The sequence below is a fragment of the Herbidospora cretacea genome (genome assembly GCF_001570605.1).
GTDB lineage: Bacteria > Actinomycetota > Actinomycetes > Streptosporangiales > Streptosporangiaceae > Herbidospora > Herbidospora cretacea.
In genome coordinates this window covers 351,576-371,704 of sequence record NZ_BBXG01000005.1, presented here as the reverse complement: position 1 = coordinate 371,704, position 20,129 = coordinate 351,576, and the positions used below count along the sequence as shown (strand labels likewise).

The 20,129-nt window shown below is 68.6% G+C and carries 19 protein-coding genes; 9 read left to right on the top strand and 10 right to left on the bottom strand.

Features of this window, described 5'->3' with window-relative positions; genetic code table 11:
• Nucleotides 1–168: 168 nt before the first annotated feature.
• Complete coding sequence (locus AW270_RS12710) at nucleotides 169–1,302, bottom strand: hypothetical protein (RefSeq protein ID WP_061294181.1); 1,134 nt, start codon at nucleotides 1,300–1,302, stop codon at nucleotides 169–171.
• A gap of 508 nt (nucleotides 1,303–1,810) precedes the next feature.
• Here AW270_RS12710 and AW270_RS37660 point away from each other — a divergent pair.
• The 6 genes from AW270_RS37660 (at nucleotide 1,811) to AW270_RS12680 (ending at nucleotide 7,248) form a co-directional block, all read left to right on the top strand.
• A complete protein-coding gene (locus AW270_RS37660; RefSeq protein WP_169807305.1) occupies nucleotides 1,811–2,464 on the top strand; it encodes a TauD/TfdA family dioxygenase in 654 nt (217 codons plus the stop codon).
• A complete protein-coding gene (locus tag AW270_RS12700) occupies nucleotides 2,461–3,414 on the top strand; it encodes a hypothetical protein (RefSeq protein WP_061294177.1) in 954 nt (317 codons plus the stop codon). The genes AW270_RS37660 and AW270_RS12700 overlap by 4 nt, the downstream gene beginning before the upstream one ends.
• A gap of 309 nt (nucleotides 3,415–3,723) precedes the next feature.
• On the top strand, nucleotides 3,724–4,128 hold the full coding sequence (locus tag AW270_RS12695) for a hypothetical protein (RefSeq protein WP_157521907.1): 405 nt from the start codon (nucleotides 3,724–3,726) through the stop codon (nucleotides 4,126–4,128).
• A gap of 83 nt (nucleotides 4,129–4,211) precedes the next feature.
• The gene (locus AW270_RS12690; RefSeq protein WP_061294173.1) at nucleotides 4,212–4,955 is read left to right on the top strand and encodes a YcnI family copper-binding membrane protein; all 744 of its coding nucleotides are present in this window, start codon (nucleotides 4,212–4,214) and stop codon (nucleotides 4,953–4,955) included.
• Nucleotides 4,952–6,643 carry a copper resistance protein CopC gene (locus AW270_RS12685; protein ID WP_061294171.1) on the top strand — a complete coding sequence of 564 codons (1,692 nt, stop codon included), beginning with the start codon at nucleotides 4,952–4,954 and terminating at the stop codon, nucleotides 6,641–6,643. The genes AW270_RS12690 and AW270_RS12685 overlap by 4 nt, the downstream gene beginning before the upstream one ends.
• Nucleotides 6,640–7,248, top strand: coding sequence for a DUF1775 domain-containing protein (locus AW270_RS12680; protein ID WP_082801507.1), 609 nt, complete (start codon nucleotides 6,640–6,642; stop codon nucleotides 7,246–7,248). The genes AW270_RS12685 and AW270_RS12680 overlap by 4 nt, the downstream gene beginning before the upstream one ends.
• Here the strand turns inward: AW270_RS12680 and AW270_RS12675 are convergent.
• Both AW270_RS12675 and AW270_RS12670 read right to left on the bottom strand, forming a co-directional pair.
• The gene (locus tag AW270_RS12675; RefSeq protein ID WP_169807292.1) at nucleotides 7,184–8,371 is read right to left on the bottom strand and encodes an MFS transporter; all 1,188 of its coding nucleotides are present in this window, start codon (nucleotides 8,369–8,371) and stop codon (nucleotides 7,184–7,186) included. The two genes, AW270_RS12680 and AW270_RS12675, sit on opposite strands and share 65 nt — an antisense overlap.
• Entirely contained in the window at nucleotides 8,368–8,832 is a 465-nt protein-coding gene (locus AW270_RS12670; RefSeq protein ID WP_061294165.1) for a GNAT family N-acetyltransferase, read from the bottom strand. Before AW270_RS12670 ends, AW270_RS12675 begins: the two co-directional genes overlap by 4 nt.
• Nucleotides 8,833–8,858: 26 nt before the next feature.
• Between AW270_RS12670 and AW270_RS12665 the strand changes: the two genes are divergently transcribed.
• The gene (locus AW270_RS12665; RefSeq protein ID WP_061294163.1) at nucleotides 8,859–9,386 is read left to right on the top strand and encodes a CGNR zinc finger domain-containing protein; all 528 of its coding nucleotides are present in this window, start codon (nucleotides 8,859–8,861) and stop codon (nucleotides 9,384–9,386) included.
• Here AW270_RS12665 and AW270_RS12660 read toward each other — a convergent pair.
• The 7 genes from AW270_RS12660 to AW270_RS12630 are packed head-to-tail and all read right to left on the bottom strand — an operon-like array spanning nucleotide 9,365 to nucleotide 18,512.
• The gene (locus tag AW270_RS12660; RefSeq protein ID WP_061294161.1) at nucleotides 9,365–11,062 is read right to left on the bottom strand and encodes an ABC transporter ATP-binding protein; all 1,698 of its coding nucleotides are present in this window, start codon (nucleotides 11,060–11,062) and stop codon (nucleotides 9,365–9,367) included. The genes AW270_RS12665 and AW270_RS12660 overlap by 22 nt on opposite strands.
• Nucleotides 11,059–12,756, bottom strand: a complete 1,698-nt coding sequence (locus AW270_RS12655; protein WP_061294159.1) for an ABC transporter ATP-binding protein/permease — start codon at nucleotides 12,754–12,756, stop codon at nucleotides 11,059–11,061. The genes AW270_RS12660 and AW270_RS12655 overlap by 4 nt, the downstream gene beginning before the upstream one ends.
• A complete protein-coding gene (locus AW270_RS12650) occupies nucleotides 12,753–13,493 on the bottom strand; it encodes an ABC transporter ATP-binding protein (RefSeq protein ID WP_061294157.1) in 741 nt (246 codons plus the stop codon). The genes AW270_RS12655 and AW270_RS12650 overlap by 4 nt, the downstream gene beginning before the upstream one ends.
• Nucleotides 13,490–14,554, bottom strand: a complete 1,065-nt coding sequence (locus AW270_RS12645; protein WP_061294154.1) for a FecCD family ABC transporter permease — start codon at nucleotides 14,552–14,554, stop codon at nucleotides 13,490–13,492. The genes AW270_RS12650 and AW270_RS12645 overlap by 4 nt, the downstream gene beginning before the upstream one ends.
• Nucleotides 14,555–14,597: 43 nt before the next feature.
• Nucleotides 14,598–15,587, bottom strand: coding sequence for an ABC transporter substrate-binding protein (locus AW270_RS12640; RefSeq protein ID WP_169807304.1), 990 nt, complete (start codon nucleotides 15,585–15,587; stop codon nucleotides 14,598–14,600).
• On the bottom strand, nucleotides 15,584–16,588 hold the full coding sequence (locus tag AW270_RS12635) for an LLM class flavin-dependent oxidoreductase (RefSeq protein WP_061294150.1): 1,005 nt from the start codon (nucleotides 16,586–16,588) through the stop codon (nucleotides 15,584–15,586). The genes AW270_RS12640 and AW270_RS12635 overlap by 4 nt, the downstream gene beginning before the upstream one ends.
• Before the next feature lie 10 nt (nucleotides 16,589–16,598).
• Nucleotides 16,599–18,512, bottom strand: coding sequence for a YcaO-like family protein (locus tag AW270_RS12630; RefSeq protein ID WP_157521905.1), 1,914 nt, complete (start codon nucleotides 18,510–18,512; stop codon nucleotides 16,599–16,601).
• A gap of 383 nt (nucleotides 18,513–18,895) precedes the next feature.
• Between AW270_RS12630 and AW270_RS39515 the strand changes: the two genes are divergently transcribed.
• Both AW270_RS39515 and AW270_RS12620 read left to right on the top strand, forming a co-directional pair.
• Entirely contained in the window at nucleotides 18,896–19,369 is a 474-nt protein-coding gene (locus tag AW270_RS39515; RefSeq protein ID WP_061294143.1) for a GNAT family N-acetyltransferase, read from the top strand.
• Nucleotides 19,370–19,422: 53 nt separating this feature from the next.
• Entirely contained in the window at nucleotides 19,423–20,046 is a 624-nt protein-coding gene (locus AW270_RS12620; protein WP_218009202.1) for a superoxide dismutase, read from the top strand.
• The last annotated feature ends 83 nt before the right edge of the window (nucleotides 20,047–20,129 follow it).

The following is a 20,129-nucleotide window of genomic DNA, read 5'->3' as shown; positions in this document are numbered from 1 at the left end:
TGATGGTTGGGCTAGCACGATGAGGGAGACGGTGTCGCATATGCACAGCCGCTTGCCCGCGAGGCCGCGGTTCTCGTGAACGTCTCTTCCAGCCGTTGGATGGGGTGAAGGCAGCCGGCCCCGAGGCCGTCTACTGCCTCGGGGCCAGCTCGTCGGGCGGAGAGTGAATCAGGCCTCGCGGGCAACGATCAGGCGGTTGGTGAGTTCCACGGTGGCCAGGTACCACCAGAAGATCCAATCTAGGAAGGCCGGGTCGTAGTCACCGAATTGGTCGGCTCTCCGGTGGCGAAGGGCGAAGCGGTTGGCGATTTCGAACAATGCTCCATCGTCCGGTTTACCGATGCCGTCGCGGATCAGCTGCCGCCGTTCCTCAAGGACGCCAGCCAACGTGACGATCGCGGAGCGCTTGCTCTCCAACGAGGTGGAACGGCTGCGGAAAAGGGCGATCGCATGCTCGACGCGGTGTGTGATGTCGGGTGTGGGTGTGTGCAGGACCTGATGGATGAGTTCGCTGCGCGCGTCATCGGTTACCGCCACCAAACGCCCGAGGTCCTCGCCTTCTGCGGCGATTTCGTAGTCGATGCCCGCCAAGCGCAGTAATTCGTTGATCTTCCAGCGGTACAGGGTCCGGGCGGGCACGACGTGGAATTCGGAGTAATGCCAGCCGCATCCCCCGTAGGGGTGAAAAGAGCGACTGCGAGGACGGCTGACCAGGTCGTGAAATACCTCTATGAGTCCATAGAAGGTGTCCTGGTCCCAGGTGGTTGGGGTCAAGGGCCAAAGCCCAGAGAGATGCAGGCGCCGGCCAATGACCTCCGAAGGGTCGGGCAGATCACTGTATTCATCGACGCACTCCTTACCGAATGCCTCGGCAAGGTAGCCGTTTTCAGTGAACTCGTCGATGATGCGGGCGAAGTCGCGGCGCGGGTCGCCGGGATCGTTAGGTATCTGGGTGGAGGCTTGGGGGCGACGCTGCGGCCAGTAGGGGCGCGGAGTCGATGCCTGACGCAATTCTCCGGCGCGGTTGATGAGTTCGGTGAACCACTCCCGCTGGCGGTCGACGACCGAACCCCCTGACAGAGTGGATGCCCACGGGTCGGCGGCCCCCGCTTCTTTCGTCCTCGCGGAGTCCTCGAAATCCGCCACAGCCGTCGTTCCGGACAGCGCCTCCGTCAGCAGCCAGCTAGCTCGATCGCTCCAGGACACGCCCCTGGAATCTATGATCCGCTCGCCTTCGCCAATGAACAGTGTGGCTGGCCACACCAATTCGTACGAGCTCAGATTCACCCTCACGGTGTTCATCCTGACCTACCGGCCCGTTCGGTCGCGTGGAATTTCGCCTGGACGGCCTTGCTGGCGGCCCTGGGCATGCTGGCAGTGGACGTAGATCGCCGGAGCCACGGTCGAGGTGACCGTAACGCCAAGTCGCGATAGGTGTAGGAGCTCCGGGGCCAGGTGTCCTAGACGGTGGCCAAGTTCGCAGTATCGGTGATCTGACGAAGACTGCTGACGCGGCCACCGTCGGGGTTCAGAATGTGGACGACTCGTCGCCTGTCGCCAGGACCGCACCCCGATACCAGCCGTGCACGGCAATGGACCCGTAGTCGGCCGTGGTGATGGAGTCCGGTACGGGCGTCACGTCGTACCTGCCGAACGTACTCGTGGCGGCGCATCAGTTCGCCGGTCGTCAACGGCAGCCCGGTCGCGATTCCCGGTGTTCCGGACCTGGTTCTAGGCGAGCACGTCGGCGGTCGGCGTCCTGTGGGCAAATCGCATGCTTTGCAGGTGGTCATCCGGTACAACAGGGCGAATGACATCAAGGCTGGAGGATCTCGCCGCGCAGGCACTCAAGAACGGGTGGGCGTCGGGATCCGGGTCGCTTGCATCCCTTCGGCTCAACGCCGGGGCCATGGGCTGGAATGAGGTGACCTTCCGGCGCACGGACCCCCCGGTCACGTCGTTGCGTCCGCTAGATACTGCTGCGGCGAAGCCGAATTCCCTCAGCTCGCGATACGGCATGGGGGTCCAACCGTTGCACACGGACGGCGCCCACCTGCCCGAACCTCCAGACTTCGTGCTGCTCATGATGGAGGAGACGAGTCAGGTGCCGACGCTCCTGTGGAAGGCCAAGATCATCGACTATCAGCGTCTTTCGTACCTCGACCTGCAGCATGGTGTGTTTCTGGTCAATAACGGCGGCGAGAGCTTCTTTCGCACGGCAGCCTCAGGGCTTGACCTGTGCTATGACCCGGGTTGCATGGATCCTTGCGACGAACGGTCCCGGCGTGCCGCAGCCTTCTTTGCGGATGCCGCCAAGTCCGCGGTTGAACATCATTGGGACGAGCCGGGAAAGGTGCTGCTCATCAACAATCGGAGGGTGCTGCACGCTCGAGCGGCGGCAGAAAGCGAGCCCGATCGGGAAATCACGCGGATCGCCTTTAGCGTCGGAGAGGGTAGCGAATGATCGCCCCTTACGACCATGAGGCGCTTTGGATCAAGGCCAAGCTATTTCTTAATCGTGCTATGGATGGCGACGGTGTCCGCTCATTCGACGAGCAGGCGCTATGGGCGTCTTTGGCGCTGGAGCTACTAGCTAAAGCGGCCCTCGCCCGTATTTCTCCGGTTCTGATCGCCGAGCCGACCGAGGAGGGTACGAACGTGCTCGCCGCCCTGGGTTTGACCAAGGGTGGTGGACACTTCTCCTCGGTGCGCGCCAAGACTGTGCTGACCCGATGCTCAAGGGCGTTTCGCCCTTTCGATCTTAAGGAATCATCGCGCTTCACCGAGGCGCGGAACGAGTACCTGCATGGTCCCGGTGTAGCATTTCTGGGTATCCCACCGAAAGTCTGGTGGCCTAAGTTCTGGGCTCAGGTCGCAATCCTCGTCGATAACATGGACAAGGAAATATCTGACCTCGTCGGGTCCGATCGCGAAGCTGTCGTCGACGGATATCTGGCGCAGAACAAGAAGAACATCGAGGACCGTACCGAAGCGCTGATTGCTCGTGCGCAGCAGCGGCTCGCACAGCACCGCGCCGGCACCATGACCAAACGAATGCTTACAGAGTGGAACTCTGTCGGGGACCTGACCGCCTTCTTGAGCTACCAAGCGCCTCAGCAATGTCCCGCGTGCGACCAGGAAGGGCTGTTGGAAGGAGATGAGGAGCTCGACAGAGAACTTGAGGAGACCGTTTCTACTGGCGAGAGCGCGGATGATGGGGCGGAGTTCGATTTCGATTTCGATTACCCGACCTTCACGGTCACAATCGCCGCTGACTACTTCAGCTGCCCTCACTGCCATCTGGTCCTGAACCGGTACGAATTGGTCGAGCAAGCGGGTCTGCCGACCTCATTCGAGGTCGAGGGCATTGAGGGGGACACGGAGTACGACGGGCCCGACTACGGCAACGACTGAGGCTTAGGAATACGCCTCTTCTTGCCCTGCGGACGGTCTCCACGACCTCTACTAGGTGTTCCCATGCTCGGCATCCTTGAGAGTGAGGCGGTCCGGGCTTGGGGACGCGAGCGTCGAACCTGCACATAACAAGGCGGGCGGTCGAAGGTTGGAGGCGGTCGGGGCCGTTGCTAGGCTCCCGCCATGAAGTGCCCGAAACGGATGATGCGCGGTCTGCGCTCGGCCTTAGTGGCACTCAGTACCACGGTGATCGCCGTCGCGGCTCATCGTGCCCATGGGACGACCCCGCCTCTGTTCGCTCTGATCCCCGTGGTCTTGATGGCCTGGGGCGTCGCCTACGGGCTGGCGGGCCGAAGGGTCACCCGGCTGGAGCTGCTGGCCCTGCTCGGCGCCGCCCAGCTCGGCATTCACGGCCTCAGCGGCTATCTGACGGCCCCCGTCCACCACGATCTCGGCCAAGACGCCTCGTTGTCCGGGGTCCTCTCGCACGCCGCGGCCACCGTCATCACCGCGCTGCTGCTGGAGTACGGCGAGCGCATGTGGTGGGGGCTGCTCTCGCTGCTCGGGGTGAGCTACCGCACCGTCCATCTCCCCAATCTTCCGACGTCGGCCCGGTGTTCCGTCCTGGTCGCCTCGCGCGTCGTTCCCCTGCTGACCCGGCTGTGCGCCGGATCGGTCGGGATGCGCGCTCCGCCTCTCCTCAACCAGATCTGAACACCACGGGGACGACAGGCCCCGCTTCCCCGGACCGGACCCGATGGTTCGGCCATGATCTGTTTTCTGAGGAGAAACCCCCCATGCGTTCTGCCCTGCGTCACACCCTGCGCACCGCCGCCGTCGGCACGGCCGCCCTCGGGCTGGTCCTGTTCGGCGCGGGCGCGGCGTCGGCCCACGTCACCGTCAGTGCCACGACCACCGTGGCCGGTAGCTACACCGTGCTGACCGTCTCCGTCCCGCACGGTTGTGACGGGTCGGGCACGACCTCGGTCGCCATCTCGATGCCCGAACAGATCATCGCGGTCACCCCGACGATCAACCAGGGCTGGGACGTCGAGAAGAAGATGGAGAAGCTCGACACCCCCGTGGACAACGGTCACGGTGGCCAGTACACCGAGCGGGTCGACCAGGTCGTCTACACCGCCAAGGACCCGCTGCCCGAAGGCTTCCGGGACGCGTTCGAACTGTCGCTGAAGCTCCCCGAGGAAGTGGGCGCCAAGCTCGTCTTCCCGGCGATCCAGAAGTGCGAGAAGGGCGAGACGCCCTGGACCGAGGTCACCGAGGAAGGCGCGGACGAGCCGGAGCACCCTGCTCCCTTCATCGTGCTGACCGCCGCCGAGGGCGCTGCCCCCACGGCCGTGCCGACGGAAAGCACGGCGCCGTCGGCCGCCCCGGTGATCGCCCCCTCGCAGGTCTCCGCCGACTCGGCGGCGTCCTCCGACTCGGGCGGCTCGGGTGTGGTCGGCTGGCTCGGCCTGGTGCTGGGTGCGATCGGAGCGGCGGCGGGCGTGACCGCGCTGGTGCGGAGCAGGAAGACCTCTTGATCCGTCCGGTCCACCGGACGCCCGGGTGGGTGCGGCTCTCGGCCACGCCCACCTGGGCCGTCCTGCTCCTGGCCGTCGTCCTGGTTCTCCTCCTGCCGGGGACGGCCGACGCCCACGCCGTACTGAAGAGCACCGACCCGGCCGACGGCCAAGTGCTCGCCCAGGCGCCGCGCACGATCACGGCCACCTTCAACGAGGCGGTCAGCCTCGCGCCGAAGGGGAACGTGCTGCTCGACTCGGCCGGGCGTCCTGTGCCGGCCGACGTCCGGTCGGTGAACGACACCGTGGTCTACACCCCGGCGTCGACTCTCGCCGAGGGCACGTACATCGTCAGCTGGCGGGTCGTCTCCGCCGACACCCACCCGGTCGGCGGCGGGATCAGCTTCTCCGTCGGCAAGCCGAGCGCGAGTACCGTCGCCGTCCCCGACGTCGTCGCCAACCGCGAGGTGAACCTCCTCCGGATCGGCGCCGAGGTGCTCCGGTATGGCGGGATGCTCGGATTCGCGGGCCTCACCGCCTTCGGCCTGTTCATCGCCGAGCCGAGCGTGCGCAGGTCCGCGACCTTTGCCCGGAAGGTCAGGCGTGTCCGTGACGCGCTGGCCGCCGCTTCGGTGCTCGGCGCCGTCGCGTTGGTGCCGTTGGTGAAGCTCTGGCAGGACGGAGCGGGCGTCGGTGACCTGTTCTCCGGCCTGCTGTGGCCTGCAGCGCTGTCGACGGCGCCCGCCACTGCTGCGGTTCTGCTGATCGTCGGCACGGTGATCGCCTTGGCCGCGGTGCGCCGTGAGCTGCCGGTCGTGGCCGCTGCCGGAATGGCGCTGGCCCTGGGCTCCCTCGCCGTGGTCGGCCACACCAGGGTGTACGGGCCGGGCTGGCTGGTGCTCGCCGCGGACCTGCTGCACGTGGCCACGGCGGCGTTGTGGTTCGGCGGGCTGCTGGGACTGTGCATGCTGTTCCTGCCCGACCCCGACCACCGGGTGTCGGAGGTCGCCTCGGCGGTCAGTCGCTTCTCGGGCGCGGCGCTGTGGCTGGTCGCCGGGCTCGGCGCGAGCGCGGTCCTGCTGTGGTGGCGGATCGCCGACAGCGTGGACGGCCTGTGGACGACCACCTACGGTCGGCTCGTCCTGATCAAACTCGTACTGGTGCTCGCCGTCATCGGCGTCGCCGCCTGGAACCGCTACCGGCTCGTCCCCTCCGTGCTTTCCGGCGCGAGCAGGCGGACCACCTTGGACGCGCTGCGCCGCACGGTCGGGATCGAGGCGGCGGGTCTGGCTGTGGTGGTGGCCGTCACCGGCGTGCTGGTCTCGCAGACGCCGCGAGACGAAGCCGCCCCTGCGTCCGTGGCGGCGGCGCCGGCTCCTTCGGCCGGGCCCAAGACGCTCACCGCGGCCGTCGGCGACGGCAAGGCCACCATGGTGATCAGTCCCGGCAGGCGGGGGGTCAACTCGCTCCAGCTCTCCCTGGTGGACGCCAAGGGCGTGCCTCTGGTGCCGCATGAGACGCCGGAGTTGTCGGTACGGCTGCCCGCCTACGAACTGGGGCCGTTCAAGAAGCCGCTGTCCACGACGGGCAAGGGCACCTACGAGGCGACGGTCGACTTCCCGCTCGACGGGACGTGGACGGTGACGCTGGTCGTGCGGCTGTCGGAGTTCGAGAGCCCGGTCATCTCCCAGAAGGTGGTGATCCCATGAGGTCCCTTCGGTTCGTAGCGGTGGGACTGACGGCGGTCGTCTTGGCGCTGCTGCCGGCCGCACCGGCACTGGCTCACGTGCTGCTGGAGTCCGCGCAGCCCAACGGGGACGGGTCGGTCACGCTGACCTTCTCCTTCGACCACGGATGCGACGGCGCGCCCACCGAGGCGCTCGTCGTCCGGGTGCCGGACGGTTCTACGGTGCTGTCGGCCGGTCAGCCCGGCGGCTGGCGCGGCGCGGTGAAGGGGAACACGGTCGAATGGACCGGCCCGGGGGTCGCCGACGGCACCAAGGCAGCCTTCACGCTGACGGCGCGGCTGTCGGGGAAGGTCGGCGCGCCGCTGCTCTTCCCGACCACCCAGCGATGCGCCGGTGGCAAGGGATACGAGTGGATCGGCGTCGAAGACGCGTCCGAGGAGCCCGCGCCCCGGCTGATCGCCACCGCCGCCGTCCTGGACCCGGCACTCAATCCGTCGGCACCTCCGGCCGTCGGTGCCGACGGCGCGACCAACGTCCAGGTGGCTGTGGCGCTGGGAGCCTTCACCGTGCTGGGAGCGCTGGCCGCTCATGTGACCCGTCGGCGTGGGACGTCAGCATCAAGGTGACGGCGGTGAGTGCCGCGAGCAGGACCCAGGCGGCGGTGAAGCCGCCGGTCAGGTCGGTCAGCAGGCCGAGGACGGTCGGCGCCAGGATGACGGCGACCTGGTTGATCGCCATCGCCAGGCCGAGGGCGAAGCCGGTGTGGCCGGGCGGTGCCGATTCGGCGGCGTAGGCGATCCACGGGCCGTACCAGCCGATCCCGAAGAAGCCGAGCCACACGAATACCAGGCAGGCCGCGACGGGGGAGTGGCCGACCGGAGACGTCAGGGCGATCATGCCGACGATCACGGCGACCAGACAGGCCAGGACGCAGGCGTAGCGGCCGGACCGGTGCTGGTCGCTCCACGCCGCCAGGACGATCCGGCCGAGCGCGCCCGCGCACTGCACCGCCACGTAGACAAGTGCGGCCGAAGCGGGGGTCATGGCCGTCACCTCGTGCAGGTAGAGCACGGTGAGGACGCCCACGCCGCTGTGGACCGACACCATGGCCGTACCGGACAAGATGATCTTCTTCATGTACGTCTCGCGGAGCAGCTCCAGCCGGACGCGGGACACGGTCTGCACAGAGTGGGCCGGGCGGCGGTAGAAGGTCATGAAAGCGAGGGCGCCCGCGAGCGCGACGACCGCGCCGGCGACGAGGGTCGACCGCCAGCCGAAGGCGTCGGCGAGGGCGGGGAGCGTGAACGCGGCCACGACGCCCCCGAGCGGCAGCCCGGCCTGCCGGATCCCCATCGCCAGCCCGCGCTGGGAGGCGTCGAACCACGACGCGACGGACTTGCTGCCGCCCGGTTGGATGGTGCTGTATCCGGCGCCCACGATGAGCAGGACGACGAGCAGGGAGACGTATCCGGGGGCCGCGCTTCCGGCGGCCAGCGCGAGGGCGACGACGAGGGCGCCAATGCCGACGACCCAGCGTTCGTCGTGGCGGTCGAGCAGTCGCCCCGCCACCACCAGACCGGCCAACGGCAGCAACTGGGCCGCCGACAGCAGCAGGCCGAGTTGAGTGGTGTTGATCCCGAGGTCTCGTTGCAGGTGGACGCTCATCGCGCCGATCCCCTGCACGAAGAAGGCGGCCGCCGCCTGGGTGAAGGTCGCGACACCGAGGACGACCCAGCGGTACCGCGTCACGGCTTCCAGCACAGCAGCGGATCGGGGTGATCGGAGAAGCCGAGCTGCCGGTACAGCGGTTCGGCCTCGAGGGAGGCGGTCAGGTCGACGCGTACGGCGTCGCGGTCGCGGAACCAGTCGAGCAGGCCGAGCATGATCGCCCGGTTGTGTCCGCGACGTCGGTATGTGGGGTCGGTGACCATGCCGATGACGTGGCCGATCCGGCCGTTGCGGGAGTGGGGGCCGGGGAACCACTGCTCGATCGTGCCGATGCCGCAGGCGGCCAGGCCGGTGTCGCCGTCCACGACCAGGATCAGGCAGTCGGGTTCGGTGAGCTTCTGTTTGAAGACCCGGACGAGCGCCTCGCGCCACTCGTCGGCGGGGTTCGCGGGGTTAAAGAAGTCGCCGCCGAGGTCGTCGAAGAGCAGGGCACGGAGGCGGACGAGTTCCGGAATGTCATGTTCTGTTGCTGCTCGTACCATGACGTACAGGCTGATGTAATGAGCTTGTGCACCTCAACCCTTACGGCGCGGACGTGGTGAACTTCGCCGTGGAGCTGGCGAATCACCCACCGGCCAGCGCCGACGAACTCGCCGAACGGTGCCGCGCGGCCGGTCTGGTGCTGGAACGGCCCGTCGAAGCCGCTGACCTCGACCGCACCCGCGAAGTCATCGACACCTGGACGAAAGTCGTTGACGCCGCCGACGAGCGGGAGAAGGCCGAGTTGCTCAACGACATGCTGGCCCGATCGGCCGCCTACCCTCGGCTCACCGACCACGCCCACGGCTGGCACATCCACTATCGCGACGACCGGCAGCCGCTCGGTGCGGTCCTGTTCGCGCTGATCTCCGTGGGAACCGCCCTGCATCTCGTGAACCGGGGGATGGACCGGCTCGGCCGGTGCGCCAGGGAAGGCTGCGGCCAGATCTTCGCCGACACCTCACGGACCGCGCGGCAGCGGTACTGCTCCCAGCCGTGTGCCAACCGCGACGCGGTCCGCCGCCACCGCGCCCGTCAGTCCACGCCCGCCACCTGACTGGCCAGCAGGCTCCGATAGTCGGAGCTGTCGGCGAGCAGGCCGTCGTGGGTGCCGGTGGCGATCACCCTGCCGCCTCCCAGCATGACCACGCGGTCGGCGGTGCGGATCGTGGACAGGCGGTGGGCGATGACCAACGTGGTTCGACCCGCTCTGACCTGGGTCGTCGCCTGGGTGACCTCCTGCTCGCTCTCGGCGTCGAGGTTGGAGACGGCCTCGTCCATGATGAGGATCGGGGCGTCCTTGAGCAGGGCGCGGGCGATGGCGATGCGCTGACGCTGGCCTCCCGACAACCGGGCGCCGAGTTCGCCGGGGACCGTGTCGTAGCCGTCGGGCAGGCCTGAGATGAACTCGTCGGCCAGGGCCGCCTTCGCCGCGGCGACGACTTCGGCGTCGGTGGCCTCGGGGCGGCCCAGGCGGATGTTGTCCTTCAGGGGGATGTTGAACAGGTAGACGTCCTGCGGGACCAGGGTGATCAGCTTGCGCAGGTCGTCTTGCGGGAGGTCACGGATGTCGTGGCCGCCGATGGTGATCGCGCCGTCGGTGACGTCCCAGAAGCGCATGAGCAGGCTGGCGCAGGTCGACTTGCCGGCCCCCGAGTGGCCGACCAGGGCGACGGTCTCGCCCGGCTCGACGTCGAAGGTGGCGTCGGTGACGGCGTCGGGGAGCGCGGGGGCGTACCGGAAACGGACCTGGTCGAAGACCACCCTCGGAGTGACGGCCTCGGAGAATTCGGTGACGCGGTCGCGGACCGGGGGTTCGGTGTCCAGGATCGTCATGATGCGCCGACCGGCGGCAACCACCTGGTTGATGTCGCGGGCCACGTCGGTGACCGCGATGACCGGGGCGAACGTGGTCGCGGCCAGGACCACCGCGACCGGGAACAGCGCCGGGTCCAGGGAGCCCCCGCTGACCAGGAGCGCGGCGGTGACCAGCACCGCGAGCAGGCCGAAGACGGTCAGGGCGTTGGTGACGCCGTGTTCGAGGCCGGAGCGGCGGGCGTGGGCGAGCTTGGCCCCCAGGAGCTTCTTCTCCAGGACGTCGAAGCGGGGGGTCGAGCCGAAGGTGACCAGTTCGCGCAGGCCCTGGAGGGTGTCGACGGCTTCGGCGTTGAGTTCGCCGATCTGGGCGCGCAGTTCCACGCCCTGGGCTTCGGCCTTGCGGCGCAGCCATGACGGGACCGTCGCGAGCAACAGCAACGCGGGCGCCAGCGCCACCGCGAGGGTCGGGTCGAAGGTGCCGAGCGCGGTCAGCGCGGCCACCGGGACGGTCGCGGCGCTGACCAGAGGGCTGAGCGTGTGGGCGAACCACAGCTCCAACTGCTCGACGTCGGAGATGGCCGCCGCGCCGAGGTCGCCGGAGCGGCGTTCGAGCAGGTAGCCGGGGGCCAATCGCTCGAAGGCGGCGTAGACCCTGCCTCGGATGTCGGCGAGAACCCGGAAGGCGGCCATGTGGGCGAGGTAGGACTCCAGCCACGGCGTGATCCCCACGAAGGGCAGCAGCACGCCGAGCAGGATCAGGCCGCCGGTGAACTCCTGGCCGGTGATGGCTCGGCTGACCACCCACGCGCCGGTTCCGGCCGAGGCCAGGACGACCAGGTGGTGGGCGATGCCGCTCAGGATGGCGAAGATCAGCAGGGTGCGGTGTCGGCCGATCAAAGTCAGGAACCTGGTCATCGGGCTGCTCCTTCCTGTGCGGCCACCAAGCGGGCGTAAGCACCACGTTGGGTGAGCAGGTCGTCGTGGTGGCCCGACTCGACCACCTCGCCTTGGGACATCACGATCACGCGGTCGGCGTTCCGCACGGTCGACAGGCGGTGGGCGATCATCAGCGTCGTCCGGCCGCCGGTCAGGGTGTCGAGCGCTAGCTGGATGGCGGCCTCGTTGGCGGCGTCGACGCTGGAGGTGGCCTCGTCGAGCACGAGGATCGGGGCGTCTTTCAGCAGGGCGCGGGCGATGGCGATGCGTTGGCGTTCCCCACCTGACAGCTTCAGGCCGCGTTCGCCGACGATCGTGTCGTAGCCCTGAGGGAGGGCGGTGATGAACTCGTGGGCTTGGGCGGCGGTGGCGGCTTCGGTGATCTCCGCGTCGGTGGCGTCGGGGCGGCCGAGGGCCAGGTTGTGCCGGACGGTGCCGTGGAAGAGGTAGGTGTCCTGGGAGACCACGGCCACCAGTGAGCGCAACTGGTCGAGCGGCAGATCACGGATGTCGACGCCGTTCACGGAGATGCGCCCCTGGCTGGTGTCGAAGAAGCGCAGCAGCAGCGCGGCGACCGTGGTCTTGCCGGCCCCCGATCTGCCGACCAGCGCCACCCGTTCGCCCGGGGCGACGTCAAGTGAGAAGTCGCTTAGGGCGGGCCTGGTGCGGTCTCGATAGGTGAAGGTGACGTCGGTGAAGGTCACCCGCGCGGGGCCGGTGACGGAGTCGGTTCCCGCTTCCTGTACGGGTTCGTCGAGCACCTCCAGCACTCCGCGCAGCGACGGGATGGCGTTGTAGCTGGAGTGGTAGGCCGCCTCCAGGTCGCGCAGCGGGCGGAAGCACTCGGCGGTCAGCATCAGGATGAGCAGCAGTTCGGTGACCGTGATCTCTCCGGCCGTCAGCCGGTAGGCGCCTACCCCGATGGCCACGGCGGTGCCGGTCGCGATGACGAAGGCGACACCGCCGACGTACAGGACGACCACGGCCATGAGCCGGATGGAGTCGGTGCAGAACTTCTCGGCCAGGGTGGCGAGTTCGGTTCCCCGGCGGCGGCTGGCGTTGAACGCCTTCAGGGTCACCATGCCCTGGAGGGCGTCGAGGTTCTCGGAGTACAGGGCCTTGTAGGCGGTGAACCACGCCTTGTTGCGGCTGCGCAGCACCGTCTCGGACACCAGCGGCAGCACCGGCAGCAGGATCGAGCAGCCCAGCACCACCAGCCCGACGACGATGTCGAGGGTGAACAGGTACGCCGTCACCGCGACCGCGCCGATGATCGCCGCGATCACCTGCGGCAGGAACCGGCCCACGAAGGCGTCGGCGGTCTCGATGCCATCGACGAGCGAGGTCTGTGTTGCTCCGGTACGACCTCGCTGAGCCCACCCAGGCCCGAGGACCAGCAGCTTGGCCACCAGGCGTTCCCGGAGCTCGGCCTTGACCAGCCCGGATGTCCGTAGCGAAGCCGTCTCCCGCACGGCTAGTGCGCAGCTTCGCACCACCTGAAGGAGAGCGATCCCGATGACCGGCCACAGGAAGCCGTCTCCGGCGAAGATCGCCGCCAGGGAGTGGGCGATCAGCACGCCCTGGAACACGTAGGTGGCCGTGATGGTCAGCAGGATCGCCACCAGCGCGGCCAGCCTGAGGCGCACCGCCGGGGACAGCAGCCGCGCGATCATGTCTCCTCCTTGAGCCGTTCGAAGACGTACTGGGTGCGAGACACCGCGCGCACGCCGAAGACCCGCGCGATGACCTCGGGGGTGAGCTCGTCGGCGACGACGCGGCCGGTGTCCATGACGTAGATCCGGTCGGCGAACTCCAGGGCGTGGTTGAGGTCGTGCAGCGCGGCGAGCGTGGTCAGGCCCAGGTCGCGGACCAGGTGCAGGACGTCGAGCTGATGGCGGATGTCGAGATGGTTGGTCGGCTCGTCGAGCAGCAGCAGGCTGCTCTCCTGAGCGAGGGCGCGGGCGATCAGGACCCGCTGTTTCTCGCCGCCGGACAGGGTGACGAAGGACCTGCGCGCCAGGCCGGTCGCCGAGACCCGTTCGAGCGCCTCGGCGCAGCGTTGCAGGTCCTCGCCGGTGGTGCGGGAGAGCGGGCGTTTGTGGGGGGTGCGGCCCATGAGCACGACGTCCTCGACGGTGAAGTCGAGTTCGGCGGGGTACTCCTGGGCGACGACCGCGATCCGGCGGGCGGTCTCGCGGTGCTTGAGCTTGCGGAGGTCCTCGTCGTTGAGCGAGATGAGTCCGGCCGCCGGGCGTAGTGCCCGGTAGATCGTCCGCAGGAGCGTCGACTTCCCGCAGCCGTTGGGGCCGACCAAGGCCGCGAAACTCCCCGGCTCGACGATGAGGTCGGCCTCGCGCACGATCGGCGTGCCGTCGATGGTGACGGCCACTCCGTCCAGGACCAGCCTCATGCCCGCCTCCGCAGCAGCCACAGAAAGAACGGCGCGCCGAAGACGGCGGTGACGATGGTCAGCGCGAGCTCCTGCGGCGCGTCCACAGTCCGAGCCGCGATGTCCACGAGCTGGAGGAACGCCGCTCCCAGCAGGGCCGACACCGGCAACACCCGGCGGTGGTCGGCCCCGACGAGCAGCCGGGCGGCGTGCGGCACCATCAGGCCGACGAAGGCGATGGCCCCGCTGGTGGCGACCATTACGCCGACGGGCAGCGAGGTCAGCACGAACATCTGGAGCCGGAAGGCGCCCACATTCACGCCGAGCGAGGTCGCGGTGTCCTCCCCGGCGGCCAGGGCGTTGAGGGGCCGGTGCTGGACCAGGAGGTAGGCGACGCCGGCACCCAGCACGATCGCCGGGATCGGGAGCATCTCCCACCGCGCGCCGCCGAGCGATCCGAGCAGCCAGAACAGCACCTGCTGGGCGGCCCGGCCGCTCTGGGCCTGCTGGAGGATGTACGAATAGATCGCCTGGAACAGGAAGTGCAGCGCGACCCCCGCCAGGACCAGCCGCGACGGGATGAGCCTGCCGCCGCGTTGCGCCAGCACGTACACGAGAACAAGCGCCAGCAGCGCCCCGCCGAACGCGGCGGCCGACAACGACAGCCCGCCTAGGGCGGACGCCCCGAGCACGAACACCGCCACCGCGCCGAGCGAGGCGCCCGAGGAGATGCCGAGCAGGAACGGGTCGGCGAGCGGGTTGCGCACGAGCGCCTGGAGGACCGCGCCGACCACCGACAGCCCGGCCCCGACCAGGAGTGCCAGCAGCGCGCGGGGGAGCCGGAAGTCCCAGACGATCTGCTCCTGGACCGGGGTCCAGAACGGGGTGACCGACCCGGGGAACAGCCGGTTGGCGACGATGCCCCAGCACTCGGCCAGCCCGACCTGAACCGCGCCGATACTGACGGCCAGCCAGGTGGAGAACACGACGGCTGCGGCCAGCAGGCCGAGGACCAGACCGAACGTCGACCTGCGTCGGAAGACGGAGACGCGCTGGCTCGCCGCCTTCTGCGCCACCGTCATAAGGCGGCCTCGTCGTTTGTCGGCCTGTCGATGATCGGTTTCATCAGACGAAAGCGTCTGGGTGCAGGAACTTGGCCATCTCGACGATGGCCAGGATGTTCCGGTACCCCGGATGCGCCGCCGCTGCGGGGATCGGCAACACGCGCTTCTCGGTCGCTGCCGGGCTGTTCTTCGCCACCCCGAGCACGTCGGCGGCTTTCTTGTCCGCCGTGGGGGCCGCCTTGCCGTCGTACACCACATAGTCGATCACCAACAGTGCCTCCGGGTTCGCGGCGGCGACCTGCTCGACGCTGAACTCGGAATAGTCGGCCTGGGTGGCGGCCAGGACGTTCTCGCCGCCGGCCTTCGCGATCATCTGGTTCATCAGGCCCGCGCCGCCGTAGGCGGTGACAGGCCCGGTGCCGCCGTCGGTGGCCAGGACCTTCACCTTCGGCCGCCCCGCCACCCGCTTCTCGACATCGGCGAGCTGGGCCTGGAGGTCGGCGATCAGCTTCTCGGCCCGGTCCTGGACGCCGAAGACGATCCCGAGATTCCGCAGGTCGATGAAGGTCTGCTCGACGGTCGACTTCAGCGTCTCCTCGGGGCTGCACCAGTTCCCCAGCACGAACACCGGCGCCCCGGCGGTCTGGAGCTCGTCGACGGTCGCGTAGCCCCCGGCGGGGTCGAAGCTGCTCTGCCCGTTGTCGATGACGAAGTCGGCGCCCTGGGCGAGCATGACCTCCTTCTGCGGCAGCATGATCGTCTCGGAGATCTGCGGAATGGCGTCATAGAAGGCCTTCTGGCCAGGCAGGAAGCCGTCAGGGCCGTTCTCCTCGAACGCGGTCCGCCCGACGATCTTGTCCTGGAGGCCGAGGGCGAGCAGGGTTTCCAGCGAGGGCTGATAGCCGGTAACGACCTTGGCTGGTGGCTGGTCGAAGGTCAGCGTCCGTCCGCAGTTCTGCACCGTGATGGCCTTCTGCTCGACCGGTGCGGCGGCCGGGGTGGTCTGCCCGCACGCGGTCAGCAGGAGGGCCAGAACGAGGAGCCGTCTCACGCCGCGGCCTCGCACACGACGTCGAGCAGGGCCTTGTCGCGGGTGATGAGCGCGAGCGTGGTCACCCGCGACTCCTTCCAGGCCGCCACCCGGTCACGGATGCGCTCGGCCGGCCCGAGCAGGGCGACCTCGTCGAGTAACTGGTCCGGGACGGCGGCGACGGCCTCGGCCCGCCTCTTCTCGCGGTGGTGTTTGCGGATCACATGTGCTTCTTTCTCGAACCCGAGCCCGCAGGCGAGCTCGTAGTACGTGTTGCGGACGCCCGGGATGTCCGGGCCGATGTAGGCGGCATAGAGAGGGCGCAGCTCGTCCCGCGCCTTGGCCACGTCATTCGTGATGGCACCGTGGGTGATGACGGTGATGTCGATCGCGGATCGGCCCGACCGCCCGAGACCCTCGTCCAGCGGAGCGGTCATGACCTTCTCCCGCTCCGGGGAGTAGAAACCGGGCAGCCACCCGTCGGCGACCTCCCCGGCCAGCCGGGTCATGCCGGGCCCGATCCCGGCGACGTAGGTGGGGATGACGGTCCGGACAGGGTCGAGCAGCGCCTTGACCGGCCGGGACCTGTCGGAGAAGGGCAGGCGGTAGTACTCGCCCTCGAAGGACACCCGCTCGTCGCAGGCGACGGCCTTGCGCAGGATCTCGACGTACTCGCGCATCCGCTTGACCGGCTTGCCGAACTCCGAACCGTGCCAGCCCTCGACGATCCACGGCACCGACACACCCAGCCCGAGCAGCAGGCGGCCCTCCGACAGGATGTCGAGCGTCAGCGCGGTCATCGCGGTGTTGGCCGGGGTGCGCCCGGCGAGCTGGAGGATGCCGGTGCCGAGCTTGATGTTCTCGGTCTTCGCGGCCAGGTAGGCGAGGATCGTCACCCCGTCCGCGCCGTACTCCTCGACGCTCCACACCGAGTCGACGCCGATGCGGTCGGCGTGCTCGACCAGGGGCAGCAGCTCCGAGATCGGTTCTCCGTGGTAGCCGAGGGCCAGGCCCACACGCATGTCACAGCTCCTAGGCGAGAGGGAGAGGATCGAGGACGACCGGCCTCAGCCGGGTGCCGCCGAGCAGAGGAAAGGCTGCCGGGGCGTTGCCGTACAGGCCAGGAACGAGCACCCGCACCACCCGCAGACCGGTGCCGAGGATGTCCGGCGTGGTCAGGTCGACGGAGATCGCACGGGGTTCGGGCAGCGGTTCAGGCAAGGTGATCTGCATCGGATGCCGGAGCCGGTCGAGGTTCTCGCCCTGCATGCGTGGGTCGAGGTAGAGCTGCAGGTTCAGCTCCAGGTCTGTGAGGTCGTGCCAGTCGGCGCGGAAGTCGTCGCGGTAGGCGCAGTCCTTCCGAAAGGGCCGGTAGGGGTGATCGGCGGTCTCGTAGGTCGCCGGGTCGAGCAGCCCGATGCTGTTGGTGTAGGACACGCAGGCCTCGGTGAACGCCTTCGCCGCCGCCTCACCCGCCGTCGCCCGGCACGCTGCGCCGAACCCGACGATGCGCTGGAAGGCGTCCTCGACGAACGCGCCGACCACGACGCGCCCGTAGTCGGAGGGAATCCGGAGCAGCGTGACCGAGAGCCCCGTGGCCTTCGCGGCGGCGACCGCACCGACCAGCTCGTCGGGTCCGTCGAGCCTGACCTCTCCGGCCGGGCCGCCGCGCATCCACCAGGTGGTCAGCGCGTCCCGCTCGTAGAGCTCGTTCAGCGCCGACTTCTCGGCCGCCGCGCGTCCCTTTCCCGCCGCGATCCCCGCGCTCATCTGAAAGTTCGTGTACGGCTCCCGCCTGCGGTTGAGCAGCACGAGCGCACTGGGCACGTACACAGAATCCCCAGTGCCGAGATCCCGGCCGAGCGACCAGTCCTGCACCAGTTCGCGGGTCATCGGAACGAAGGGAAATCCTTTGGCCGCGTACTGATCGGGGGAGTAGAGCGCGAACTCCAGCGGATCGACCGCACCGGGCAGATCGACATAAGCCGCCCGGACGGTCTCCTGCGGCGGCGCGTTCCCGCAGTACCGCTCGACCGCCTCCCCGATCGCGGCGGCCCGAGCCCGCGCCGGATCCTCGAGCGCCGCGCCTCCGGCGACCCGATCGGCCGGCCAGGGCGCGAAGGTCCGGGTGTCGGCCACGAACGCCCGGTAGATCACACACGACGGCACGGCACTCGGCTCACGCACCACCTTCGTGATCACCCCGAGGCGAGGGTCGACGAGAGAGGTCCCGGAGGGTTCGGCCAAAGACAGCACCGGATGGTGGATCATCTCGTTGTTGGCTGGGTCGAACTCGTACTGGCAGGCCGGGACGGTCCGCCCCGACAAGACGGCCAGCACGTCGGCGACGATCAGCCCGGCCACGACCGCGACCCCACCCGCCGAGGGCCACGGCACCGGCGGCGTCTCCCCGGAATCCAGATAGGCCCAGTGAGCGACGAGCTCCCCGGGTAGCCCGGCGGCGGCCAGCCGTCGCGCCCGGACGTCGGCGTAGGGCACCCCGCACGGCCCCGCGAAGAACCGCAGCCCCTCCGCGTGGCAGCGATGCCACAGGATGCCCCGCTCCAGGCACCACCGGTCGAGCGCCAGCCACTCGGCGTCCGGCAACCAGCCCGCGCAGGCCACCACCATGTCGGGAGCGCCGCCGAGAGGCCCGCGCACCACCTTGACCTGGGGATTGAGGAGCTTCTCCACCTGATCCGCGATGGGCCCGTCGCCGACGAGATGCACGATCCCGGACGGGTCGTCCTGAGCCGCCGCGACCAGCAGCCCGCGCTCCTCGAAGGCGCGGAGCAACTCCTCGTCGTCGGGCAGTTCCTCTCGGGCCAGAGCGCGCATCACCTCGTCCGGGGCGCGTACGAGGGACACCCGGCCGTCGGGAGCGTGGTGCCGCCACACCCCGTCGGGGCCTGGATGCAGGTGGTGCCCAGGGGTGAGACGTAACAACGTTCGAATCCTCCGTGGCCGGGGGTGCGGGAGGCCGCTTGCGAGCTCGGCCTCCCGCGGGGGACTACTCGGCGTCGTCCTCGTGCCAGGTGAACGCCTCGTCCACGGCGGGCGTGTGCGAGCGGATGCACACGCTCGACTCGGCCAGCTCTTCGAACGTGGGATGTGCCATGGGCCGTCCTCCTTCGAGATTGCTTGCCGTTCATTCGCAAGTGCGAACGATTCGCAACCTAAGTCGGCACCTCGGGTGGGTCAACCCCTTGTTGCCTGAATTATGTTATTGCGAAAGACTCGCATTAGTGAGGCGCAAGCCTCCCGCCCGGTCACCTGGAGAAGACGTGGTCGCTGGTCACCCAGAGCCTCATCGCCCAGTCATCGCCTACGTGAAGTCGTCGGACCTGTGGTCGCTGCTGCCATCCGTCGCCGACGTGGGCGGGGCCGTGTTCACCCGGCCGCCCTGGAACGAGCCTCTCGCGGTTGCCCGCACCGTGGCCTCCCGCCTGTTGGCCGACAGCTCCCGGCCCGGCTTCACCCTTGCCGCCGCCTTCGCCGGGGAGGAGCTGATCGGGTTCGGGTACGGCCACCGCTGTTCGTCCCTGGCCGCCCTGCTCCATCAGCCGACCGGCGCCGACTTCATCCTGCGGGAACTGTGTGTGACCCCCGGCCACCGTGGCTGGGGTGTGGGCGGCGCCCTGCATGACGCTGTGATCAACTCGCCCGCCCCGGGCCCGCGCTGGCTGATCACCAACGCCCGCGCGAAGGCCGCGATCGGCCTCTACCGGCAGCGCGGCTGGCAGACCGTCGCCCTCCATCCAGATGGCGCCCAACGGCTGATCATGCGGATGGGACCACGCTGATCACAGGGGCCGAGATCACGTCCCTTATTGTGTACTCATTGCTGTTGCGATCAATGTGCAATAAGGAGGATGGGCAAGTGAGCCAGTACACCCTTCCGGATATGCCCTACGACTACGCGGCGCTGGAGCCGGCGATCACGGGCGAGATCCTGGAGCTGCACCACAGCAAGCACCACGCCGCCTACGTGAAGGGCGCCAACGACACGCTCGACCGGCTCGCCGAAGTCCGTGACAAGGGCGACTTCAGCGGCCTGGTCGGCCTGGAGAAGACCTACGCGTTCAACCTGTCGGGCCACGTCCTGCACACGATCTTCTGGCAGAACCTCTCCCCGGACGGCGGCGACCGCCCCGACGGCGAACTCGGCGACTCGATCGTCGAACATTTCGGCTCCTTCGAGGCTTTCCAGAAGCAGCTCACGACCGCCACGGCGACCGTGCAGGGCTCCGGCTGGGGCGTGCTGGCGTGGGAGCCCCTGGGCCGTCGTCTGATCGTCGAGCAGGTCTACGACCACCACGGCAACGTCGGCATGAGCTCGACCCCGCTGCTGGTGTTCGACGCCTGGGAGCACGCCTACTACCTGCAGTACAAGAACGTCCGGCCTGACTACGTCGAGAAGCTCTGGTCGCTCATCAACTGGAACGACGTCATCGCGCGCTTCGACGCGGCGCGCGCCTAGAACTCGCCGCGTCCGGGCCGGATCGAGTGGCTGCTTTCCCGCCCGGACGCGGCGTCCCCTCTCAGACCAGCGTGGCGTTCGAC

Bases quoted from the DNA above. Each gene is read 5' to 3' on its own strand.
- AW270_RS12710 (WP_061294181.1), bottom strand. From the start codon at position 1,302: ATGAACACCGTGAGGGTGAATCTGAGCTCGTACGAATTGGTGTGGCCA.
- AW270_RS37660 (WP_169807305.1), top strand. From the start codon at position 1,811: ATGACATCAAGGCTGGAGGATCTCGCCGCGCAGGCACTCAAGAACGGG.
- AW270_RS12700 (WP_061294177.1), top strand. From the start codon at position 2,461: ATGATCGCCCCTTACGACCATGAGGCGCTTTGGATCAAGGCCAAGCTA.
- AW270_RS12690 (WP_061294173.1), top strand. From the start codon at position 4,212: ATGCGTTCTGCCCTGCGTCACACCCTGCGCACCGCCGCCGTCGGCACG.
- AW270_RS12680 (WP_082801507.1), top strand. From the start codon at position 6,640: ATGAGGTCCCTTCGGTTCGTAGCGGTGGGACTGACGGCGGTCGTCTTG.
- AW270_RS12670 (WP_061294165.1), bottom strand. From the start codon at position 8,832: ATGGTACGAGCAGCAACAGAACATGACATTCCGGAACTCGTCCGCCTC.
- AW270_RS12660 (WP_061294161.1), bottom strand. From the start codon at position 11,062: ATGACCAGGTTCCTGACTTTGATCGGCCGACACCGCACCCTGCTGATC.
- AW270_RS12655 (WP_061294159.1), bottom strand. From the start codon at position 12,756: ATGATCGCGCGGCTGCTGTCCCCGGCGGTGCGCCTCAGGCTGGCCGCG.
- AW270_RS12650 (WP_061294157.1), bottom strand. From the start codon at position 13,493: ATGAGGCTGGTCCTGGACGGAGTGGCCGTCACCATCGACGGCACGCCG.
- AW270_RS12645 (WP_061294154.1), bottom strand. From the start codon at position 14,554: ATGACGGTGGCGCAGAAGGCGGCGAGCCAGCGCGTCTCCGTCTTCCGA.
- AW270_RS12635 (WP_061294150.1), bottom strand. From the start codon at position 16,588: ATGCGTGTGGGCCTGGCCCTCGGCTACCACGGAGAACCGATCTCGGAG.
- AW270_RS12620 (WP_218009202.1), top strand. From the start codon at position 19,423: ATGTGCAATAAGGAGGATGGGCAAGTGAGCCAGTACACCCTTCCGGAT.